Origin of the sequence: Neisseria sp. GT4A_CT1, assembly GCF_000227275.1 — a bacterium.
GTDB lineage: Bacteria > Pseudomonadota > Gammaproteobacteria > Burkholderiales > Neisseriaceae > Neisseria.
The window spans coordinates 1-1,589 of sequence record NZ_JH164980.1; the positions used below are offsets into that span (position 1 = coordinate 1).

At 38.9% G+C, this 1,589-nt stretch carries 2 protein-coding genes and 1 pseudogene; 2 read left to right on the forward strand and 1 reads right to left on the reverse strand.

What is annotated here, in order from left to right:
* Both HMPREF1028_RS12775 and HMPREF1028_RS12780 read left to right on the forward strand, forming a co-directional pair.
* On the forward strand, positions 1 to 214 hold a 214-nt coding region (locus HMPREF1028_RS12775), incomplete at its 5' end, for a DNA polymerase (protein WP_036529841.1).
* A 44-nt stretch (positions 215 to 258) separates the two neighbouring features.
* A complete protein-coding gene (locus tag HMPREF1028_RS12780; protein WP_009313186.1) occupies positions 259 to 1,206 on the forward strand; it encodes a hypothetical protein in 948 nt (315 codons plus the stop codon).
* A gap of 55 nt (positions 1,207 to 1,261) precedes the next feature.
* On the opposite strand, the pseudogene HMPREF1028_RS12785 reads toward HMPREF1028_RS12780, so the two are convergent.
* A pseudogene (locus tag HMPREF1028_RS12785) lies at positions 1,262 to 1,589 on the reverse strand (transposase); the annotation flags it as partial.

The following is a 1,589-nucleotide window of genomic DNA, read 5'->3' on the forward strand; positions in this document are numbered from 1 at the left end:
GATAGACGTGTCCCGCTGGCTTTCAGACGACCTCTTGCAAAGCAAACTGATTATGCAGGTGCATGATGAATTGGTACTGGAAGTGGTTCAATCAGAACTCGAAACCGTGAAAGTAATGCTGCCCGAAGTGATGGCCGAAGTGGCACAAGGCCGTCTGAACGTGCCGCTGCTGGCGGAAGTAGGCATCGGCAGTAATTGGGATGATGCACATTGATTTTAATTAAATTCAATCTTGATAGTTGGCATAAGGAGTAAAAAATGTATTCTCAAGACAAAGTTCATTTACAAGCTGAATTAGATGCTTTATTAAAGGGCGTTTGGCATGACAGATTACAACCTAAGGCTTTAATATTGAATTATTTGGTAATGAAAAAATTTAATATTATTCGACTGCCAACGTACTTTGATAGAACCTTTACTTTTGATGATGATCGACAAAATATTTCAGAAATTCTAGATGTTATTGATGGGTATAATGATGATTTATTGAAAAAATTAGAAAGTCAATTGGATGTTGCTTATAACAAAACACAATCTATTTTAAAAGAAAAATATCCAGATGAAATTGTGAAATTATATCGAGCAATTTGCCCATTAGGCACTATTGATACGGGAAGTAATACATACCCGAATAGAAAGGTTGATGATGTAACTCTTCTACCTGCGTATCTTTCTCTTTTAGATGATAAAGAGTTAGTACCATTAGAAATTGACACGCTAAGCGGTTGGTCTGAATATAGTGCAAATCAACGATATGGTTCAATTGTGCTGTGCAGGAAGTGGAATATTAAGGATATTCTTTTAGTAGCCGATTACTTGGACAAAGAGGGTCGCGAAATTGGGCCATTGGAATCTAATGAATGGTTATGTATAAATAGAGATAAAAGGGGAATTATTAATTTTAGCAAGAGAGATATTGAATTGGCTAATTTGTCTCAATTTTTAAATAGTGACCCTTCAGCCATGGGGAAAGAAGCGGAAGAGTATAAAAGGGCATTGGAGAGTAAATTACAAATAAATCATTTACGACGCGACGAAAATAAACTTAAGGATGACCTTAGAACTGAATATTTTTCTTTAATAAGAAAAAGAAAGTTATATTTTGATCCTATCATATCAAGTAATTTTTTTAGATATAGGTCTGGAAAAAAAGGACTTCTCTCATTTCACTTAAAAGAAATATTCAAAATTCTATTTAAGAAATAGCCAGCCGTAGCAACTGTATTTTTCACCCCGTCGGGCAAAAATACCAAAACTCAAATCAAGCCGTTCGGATACCGTTTTCGGTGGTACCGTTTTCGGCAAAGTAATCACGCATCCGGGCATTCAATATCGTCAGCAGTTTGCGCATACATGCCGTAACGGCAACCTTATACGGCTTACCCTTGGACAGCAGGCGTTGGTAGAAATCCCGAATAAGCGGTTCAAAACGTGTCGCTACCACGGTAGCCATATACAGTGCCTTACGCACCGCAGACCTTCCGCCGAACGCAGCGGCTTTTGAATTTGGTTTCCCCGCTCTCCCTCGGGTGTGGCGCAATACCGACCAAACTCGCCAGCCGTTTGTGCGACAGCCGTCCCAATTCGGG